The organism is Kaistia adipata DSM 17808 (genome assembly GCF_000423225.1).
GTDB classification, from domain to species: domain Bacteria; phylum Pseudomonadota; class Alphaproteobacteria; order Rhizobiales; family Kaistiaceae; genus Kaistia; species Kaistia adipata.
In genome coordinates this window covers 1-7,175 of the sequence record NZ_AUHO01000001.1, presented here as the reverse complement: position 1 = coordinate 7,175, position 7,175 = coordinate 1, and the positions used below count along the sequence as shown (strand labels likewise).

Annotated in this window: 5 protein-coding genes and 1 rRNA gene; 4 read left to right on the top strand and 2 right to left on the bottom strand. The window is 65.1% G+C overall.

Annotation, left to right across the window (positions count from 1 at the left end; translation table 11 throughout):
• Together G539_RS0100030 and G539_RS0100025 are read right to left on the bottom strand one after the other, a co-directional pair.
• A 16S ribosomal RNA gene (locus G539_RS0100030) occupies positions 1-105 on the bottom strand; the annotation flags it as partial.
• Positions 106-801: 696 nt separating this feature from the next.
• Positions 802-1,584, bottom strand: a complete 783-nt coding sequence (locus G539_RS0100025) for an inositol monophosphatase family protein (RefSeq protein WP_029073403.1) — start codon at positions 1,582-1,584, stop codon at positions 802-804.
• Positions 1,585-1,719: 135 nt separating this feature from the next.
• On the opposite strand from G539_RS0100025, the gene G539_RS0100020 reads away from it, so the two are divergent.
• From G539_RS0100020 to G539_RS0100005, 4 genes are all read left to right on the top strand, one after another.
• On the top strand, positions 1,720-2,730 hold the full coding sequence (locus G539_RS0100020; protein WP_029073402.1) for an extracellular solute-binding protein: 1,011 nt from the start codon (positions 1,720-1,722) through the stop codon (positions 2,728-2,730).
• A gap of 292 nt (positions 2,731-3,022) precedes the next feature.
• Positions 3,023-4,111 (top strand): ABC transporter ATP-binding protein, encoded by a 1,089-nt coding sequence (locus G539_RS0100015; RefSeq protein ID WP_029073401.1) that lies wholly within the window; start codon positions 3,023-3,025, stop codon positions 4,109-4,111.
• Positions 4,108-5,805: an ABC transporter permease gene (locus tag G539_RS0100010; protein ID WP_051230927.1), complete on the top strand. Its 1,698-nt coding sequence runs from the start codon at positions 4,108-4,110 to the stop codon at positions 5,803-5,805. Before G539_RS0100015 ends, G539_RS0100010 begins: the two co-directional genes overlap by 4 nt.
• Before the next feature lie 47 nt (positions 5,806-5,852).
• Entirely contained in the window at positions 5,853-6,827 is a 975-nt protein-coding gene (locus G539_RS0100005; protein ID WP_029073399.1) for a sugar-binding transcriptional regulator, read from the top strand.
• Positions 6,828-7,175 lie beyond the last annotated feature (348 nt).

Here is a 7,175-nt window from a genome sequence, read left to right as displayed (position 1 = left end):
GCGTTACTCACCCGTCTGCCACTGTCCCCGAAGGAACCGTTCGACTTGCATGTGTTAGGCCTGCCGCCAGCGTTCGTTCTGAGCCAGGATCAAACTCTCAAATTGAATGAGATCTTGATCGGCTTTGGTCACTACGTATTCTTGACAGAGTCCCAAGCACACTGTCATCCCACCGACATCTCTGTCAGCTAGACAACTAGCGAGCTTGATAAAACGTAGTGCCGCCGAAGTCTCTTTTCGCCCCTCCGGTTACCCGGAAGAGCCGCAAGGACATCGCCGTCTACGCTTCTCTTTCTTCCTATTCACTTGTCAAACAACAGACAGTCTTCACTGTCGAAAACTCAAAACCAAATCCGCCAACAACCAGACGCCCCGAAGGACCGCCTCGCCGCCGGCCAACCGGCCGAACCAGAGGCGCTTATCTAGCCACCAACCGATGGCCCGTCAAGCACCCAAATAACAAAACTCAGAGACGAGTTTTCCGTTCGCCGGCAGCGGTGCCGCCCGCGTTCTTGAGCCGGGTTATAGGCACGCCGACCCCCCGCGTCAATCACTATTCTCAACATGGGGTCCAACACCCCTGGGGACAAGAGTGGATAAACCCGTCCCCACCAGTCCAACCCAACGGAAGGGCGCCAAAACAGCGGAGAAGAATTCTCGCGAGCCGGGAGCGCCACTCCGACAAGCAGGGGCGCCATGGTCGTCGTCCGACCTGGCCGCACAAAGAAAAAGGCGGGCCCATCCGTCCCGCCTCTCCTGAAATTCTCAAAAAGTCTCCTCGCCCGAGGCGAGGAGCGGCGCTCATACCGTGGCCGCAGCCAGAATCGGCCGCGCCAGCGCCACCGCTTCCTTCGAGCCGGCCAGATAGTCAAACTTCTGCATCAGGTCGGATCGCGTCCAGTCGATCGTCGCCTCGCCGTCGAGCGCCGATACGATCGGCAGGCCCGCCATCACGTCCCAACTGCGCACGCCGAAACCGAGGCAGGCATCGACCTGGCCTTCCGCCAGCATCAGGAAGGCCGCCGTCGTCGAACCGCAGTGGCGATAGGTGAACTTCATCTCCTCGAGGATGAAGAGGAGCGCGGCGAGCTCCTTCTCCACCGGCGTATCCGTGCTGAAGCCGACGGCGATGGCGCCGCGACGACGATCGAGCGGCGGCAGCGGCGGCAGCGTGCGACCGTTCATCGTGACGGCCTCCCCGGGGCCACCGACGAGCGTCTCGCCCCGCGCCGGCGCGTGGATCACGCCGAATTTCGGTGCCCCATCCTCATAGAGGCCGATCGAAACCGCCCACGGATCCATGCCGCGGACGAAATTGAAGGTGCCGTCGATCGGGTCGATCACCCATTGCCGGGCCGAATCCGGATGGACCGACGCCCCCTCCTCGCCGCGGATCCCGTCCTCGGGAAACAGGCGACCGAGTTCCGCCACCAGGAAGGCCTCGACCTCGCGATCGGCGCGCGTGACGAGATCGAGATGCCCCTTCTCCTCGACGCCCGCGGCGATCGTCCCGCGGAAATAGCCGAGGCCGATTCGTCCCGCCGCCTCGGCCAGCTGAATGAGTTCGTCGCGCATCCGGATCATGGCTCCACATCCCAACATTTCCGACAAATGTCATCATGGTTTGACAGGTGTCAATGAGACGCTAGGATTGCTTAGCCGGGAGGAGATCCTGCGCGCCGGCCCTTCGCCGGCCCAATCGGTCCGGGAGGGGACGGAATGACAGCGAACTGGAAGAAGTGGCTCGCGGCGACGGGCGTGGCGATGATGGCCGGCACGAGCTGGGCTTCCGCGGCGGAGGGCGACCACGAGAAGGAGCTGGTGGTCTATGCCTCGCATCCTTCCGAGATGGTCGACTATTTCACGCAGGAATTCGGCAAGAAGTACGGCATCAACGTCACGACCGTGAAGGCTGGAACCGGCGAACTGCTGAACCGCATCAAGGCCGAGAAGGACCGGCCCGGCGCCGACGTGCTCTGGGGCGGCTTCGCGGACACGGGCGCCTCGGCACCCGACCTGTTCGCGCCCTATGCGTCGCCCGAACTCGCCGCCATCGAGCCGGCGATGATCGATTCCAAGGGATACAACACCCCCTTCGCCGCCAGCCTGATGGTGCTGATGGCCAATCGCGAGCAGGTGAAGCCCGAGGACGCGCCGAAGAAGTGGACTGACCTCACCGATCCCAAGTGGAAGGGCAAGGTCGTCCACGCCGACCCGTCCAAGTCGAGCTCCTCGCTCGCCGCGCTCAACACCTGGCTGATGATCTACGGTCGCGGCGACGAGGCGTGGAAGCTGGTCGAGGACATGACCGCCAACATGAACATCGTGCTGAAGTCGAGCCTCGTCTTCCAGCAGGTCGGCCGTGGCGAATATCCGCTCGGCGTCACCTATGAGGAAGCGGCCTTCAACTACGTCCTCGCCGACAGCGCCGACATCATCTATCCGGAGGACGGCACGCTGGCACAGCCGGAAGGCATGTTCATCGTCAAGGATTCGCCCAATCCGAAGGCCGCCAAGCTCTTCGCCGACTACCTCCTCTCCGAGGAAGCGCAGAAGCAGCTTGTCGAGCATTTTCCGGGCCGCCGGCCGACCCGCAAGGGCGTCGCCAACCATCCGCAGATGAAGCCGCTCAGCGAGATCAAGATCATCGACTACGACAGCGACTGGGCGAGCGCCGAGCGCGCCGACATCCTGGCGAAGATGCAGAAGATCATCGTCAAGACCCAGTAGGAACCCGTCGCGGGCCGCTGCCACACGGCGGCCCGCGCTTCCCTTCCGCCCGGCATCGCCAGAGCGTTTCGAGGGAAGGGATTCCGGTTCGCTTGAGAGAACGCGAGCCGCCGGCGCACGATCGTTCCGCGCTCGGTTTCAACAGGGAACGGCCGGCGCGGTGTCTCGCCGCCGGCTCTCCCCGAAAGCCATGCCCGCTGCGGCCATGCGGCCCACATCCCGGTTGAAACGCGTCGCGTGACGCGAACCGGCAGCTATTCGCCCGACAACGCCCTCGCCATCAGGACGCGCGATGACCACTTCCGTCACGATCGATTCCGTCACCAAGCGCTTCGGCGACACGACCGCCGTCGACGCTGTCAGCTTCGACATCGCCAAGGGCGAGTTCTTCACCCTGCTCGGCTCGTCCGGCTGCGGCAAGACCACGCTGCTCAGGATGATCGCCGGCTTCATGCGCCAGACCTCGGGCCACATCCGCTTCGGCGGCAAGGTCATCGACCACGTGCCGCCGCATCAGCGCAACACCGGCATGGTGTTCCAGAACTACGCGATCTTTCCGCACCTCACCGTGTTCGACAACATCGCCTATGGCCTGCGCGCCCGGCGCCGCGGCAAGGCCGAGATCGAGCGCGAGGTGAAGCGCATGCTCGAGCTGGTGCGTCTCGGCCACCTGGCGCATCGACGCCCGCGCGAACTCTCCGGCGGCCAGCAGCAGCGCGTCGTGCTCGCCCGCGCCATGGTGATCCAGCCGGACGTGCTGCTGATGGACGAGCCGCTCTCCAATCTCGACACCGAAATGCGGATGCATCTGCGAGCCGAGATCCGCAGCCTGCAGCGCCAGGTCGGCGTGACGACGATCTACGTCACGCATGACCAGGAGGAAGCGCTGCTGATGTCCGACCGCATCGCGGTCATGAGCCGCGGCCGGGTCGAGCAGCTCGACGTGCCGCACCGCATCTATGCGGAGCCGCAGACGCTGTTCGTCGCCGGCTTCATCGGCGAGAACAACCTCCTGCCCGGCACGGTGCTGGGGCGCGAGGCCGATGGCGGCGCCATCATCGAGCTCGCCGGCGGCGGCCGCCTGCGCGGCGCGTCCACGACCACCGGCGACGGGCGCGCCTGCATCGTCTCGATCCGGCCGCAGGACATCGACATCGCCGACGCGTCAAACGGCACTGAGCTGTCGCTCTCCGGCACGGTCGGCGACATCCAGTTCCTCGGCGGCGCCGTCAAGCTGATGGTCGATATCGGCGCCGACAAGCCACTCACCGTCGCCCTTCCGGGCCGCCGCGACATGGCCATGCCGACGCTGGGCAGCGCCTTGCGGCTCAGCGTTCCGCCCCATGCGGTGCGAACCTTCCAGCCGGAGGTCGGCGCATGAGCACGGCGACCCGCTCCGAGGATCCGACCGGCCGGCTCGGCGCCGTGCTCGGCCGACTGTTCGATTTCTGGCCGATGGTGACGGTAGCGGCGCTCGGCCTTACGACGCTGCTACTGCTGCTACCGGTCTACAACATCATCGGCCTCAGCTTCTCCGGCACCGAGGCCGGACGCAGCCTGTTCGACAATTACGCGATGTTCTTCTCCGAGCCGTATTACTACCGCTCGCTGATCAACTCGTTCATCGTCTCGATCAGCGCCACGATCCTGGCGCTGCTGGTCGGCATTCCGGCCGCCTATTTCGTCAGCCGCTACAACATCTGGGCGCGCAGCCTGATCAAGACCGTGGTCGTGCTGACCTTCGTCTCGCCCCCCTTCATCGGCTCCTATTCCTGGGTGATCCTGCTCGGACGCAGCGGCGTGCTGACCCGCTTCTTCGCCGAATACGGCATATCGCTACCGTCGATCTACGGCGCGCCGGGCATCATCTTCGTCTTCACGCTGCAATATTTCCCGTTCGTGTTCCTGCTGGTGTCGTCGGGGCTGAAGTCGATCGACCAGAGCGTCGAGGACGCCGCCCGCAATCTCGGCTCCGGCGAATTCGCCACCTTCATGAAAGTGATCGCGCCGCTGCTGCTGCCCTCGATCACCACTGCAGCCCTGTTGGTCTTCGTCGCCGCCTTCACCGATCTCGGCACGCCGCTGATCCTCGGTGAGAAATTCCGCGTCCTGCCGCTTCTGATCTATGGCGAGTTCGTCAATGATTTCGGCGGTCAGCCGGTGCTGGCCAGCACGCTCTCCGTGCTTCTGCTCGCGGTCACCACGGCAGCGCTGCTGCTGCAACGCTGGCTGTCGGCGCGCTTCTCGCACGCGACCGCCGCGATCCGGCCGCTCACCATGCAGGAGCCACCGCCGCTGAAGCGGATGCTCGCGGCAGGCTACGTCTATCTCCTGATGGCGATCGCGATCCTGCCGCTCGTCAACATCGTCATCTCCTCGTTCCTCAAGGCGAACGGGCCGGTGCTGACGGCAGAGCTCAGCCTGGAGAACTACCGTCGTATCGCCGGCACGCTCGCGCGACCGCTCTGGAACACCATCCTGTTCACCAGCACGGCGACGCTCGCCTGCGCCGTCATCGGCACGCTGATCGCCTACATCATCGTTCGCCGGCCGGGCCGCATCAGCGCGCTGCTCGACACGATCGTCATGTTCTCCTACGCGGTGCCCGGAATCGTGCTCGGCGTCGGCCTCGTCGTGACCTACCACTACCCGCCCTTCGCCCTGACCGGCACGGCGCTGATCCTGATCATGGCCTATTTCATCCGCCGCCTGCCCTTCTCGGTCCGCGCGTCGGTCAGCGCGCTGCAGCAATTGTCGCGCGACACGGAGGAAGCCTCGGTCAATCTCGGCGCGGGTCCGGCCGCGACCTTCGCCCGCGTCACGGTTCCGCTGCTCTCGATGGCGATCCTCTCCGGCGTCCTGCTCACCTGGTCGAACACGATCCGCGAGCTCTCGGCCACGTTGATCCTGCAGTCGGGATCGACCATCACGGTCTCGATCGAGATCTTCAACGAGGTGGTGAACGGCAATTTCGGCGTCGCCTCGGCGCTCGGAAGCATCTTGATCCTGTTGACGTTCCTGCCGCTTATCCTTCTCTTCACGCTGATGGGGAAGAACGAGGAGGCGCTCGTCTGACGGGCGCCTCATGGCAGGCCGGGATCACCGGCCAGGACAGGAAGCAATTGGCACCGCGATCGAGGCCGGCGTCGGGTCGGCCAGCCCGCCAGCAGGAAGACCTCATCCTCGAGGCGGCCTGGCTCTATTATTACGAGGACCGGAACCAGAGCGAGATCGCCGACCTTCTCGGCGTCTCGCGCAGTTCGGTCGTCGGCTATCTGCAGAGCGCGCGCGAACGCGGAATCGTCGAGGTCCGTCTCGATCCGAAGAGTTTTGCCAGGCATCACTATGCGCATGCCTTGAAAGAGCGGTTCGGACTGATTGACGTCCAGCTTGCGCCTGGCGAGGGCGGTTCGCTGGAGCGGGTGGCCCATCTGGCGGCACGGGCGGTTCCCGATCTTCTCGAGCCGGGCGACACGCTGGGCGTCGCCTGGGGCCAGACCGTGTTCACCCTGTCGGAGCGGATCGCGCCGCGGCCGATCGCGGACCTCACCGTCGTGCAGCTGGTCGGCGCGGTGAACTCTCCCTATGGCTTCGATTCCGAAAGCTGCGCCTCGCGCATCGCCGCCGCCTTCGGCGGCCGCTGCGTCAATCTGCATGTGCCGGCGATCGTCTCGAGCCAGGCCATGGCCGAAGCGCTGGCGCAGGAGCGCGTCATCGCGGACCAGCTTGCGGCGCAGGCGCGGATCAACAAGGTTCTGTTCGCGGTCGGATCCTGCAATGCCGACAGCCACATCGTTTCGAGCGGGATCGCGGATCTCGAGAACCTGGCCGAGTATCGGGCGCGCGGCGCGGTCGGGCTGATCTGCAGCCGCTTCATTGACGGTTTTGGGGACCATCTGGTTGGTCCGCTCGACGCGCGGATGATCGGGCTGGTGCCCGACCGCATGCGCGGCCTTGCGGTCGGCATGCTGGTCTCCTGCGGCGCCGAGAAGGTGCTTGGGATTCTGGCGGCGCTGCGCGGTGGCTACGTGACGCATCTGTTCACGGACGTTCCGACGGCTGCCGGGGTTCTGGCGGCGTCAGAGGCGTCGACCTGAGCCAGGCCGTGCGGCTAGCCGTCAGACAACCCGCGGTTTGGTCGCTGTGTTTCGGCGGCGTTTTGCCGGCTGCTGCGGCGGCCTGGGTGGACGCGGTTTCTGCGGCTGGGGGTTGATACCGGGGTTTTGGGTAGACGGCTGTTCCGGCTGGCCCTGGCCGGGCCTGTCCCTGCGATCTCGTCCCTGCGCTGGCCTTTGCCCTGCCCCGGCGGGGGGCGTCTGGTTTCGCGGCTTTGGCATGCTTGGAACGGCAAAAAGCCCCGCCGGATTTTGTCCGGGCGGGGCTTTTTGGGTTTTGGATCGTGAAGAGAATTTTGTCGAGATTTCTGTGCTTTGCAGGCCTGGCAG

Excerpts from the sequence above, each read along its gene's own strand:
- G539_RS0100025 (WP_029073403.1), bottom strand. The coding sequence starts at position 1,584 with ATGATCCGGATGCGCGACGAACTCATTCAGCTGGCCGAGGCGGCGGGA.
- G539_RS0100020 (WP_029073402.1), top strand. The coding sequence starts at position 1,720 with ATGACAGCGAACTGGAAGAAGTGGCTCGCGGCGACGGGCGTGGCGATG.
- G539_RS0100015 (WP_029073401.1), top strand. The coding sequence starts at position 3,023 with ATGACCACTTCCGTCACGATCGATTCCGTCACCAAGCGCTTCGGCGAC.
- G539_RS0100010 (WP_051230927.1), top strand. The coding sequence starts at position 4,108 with ATGAGCACGGCGACCCGCTCCGAGGATCCGACCGGCCGGCTCGGCGCC.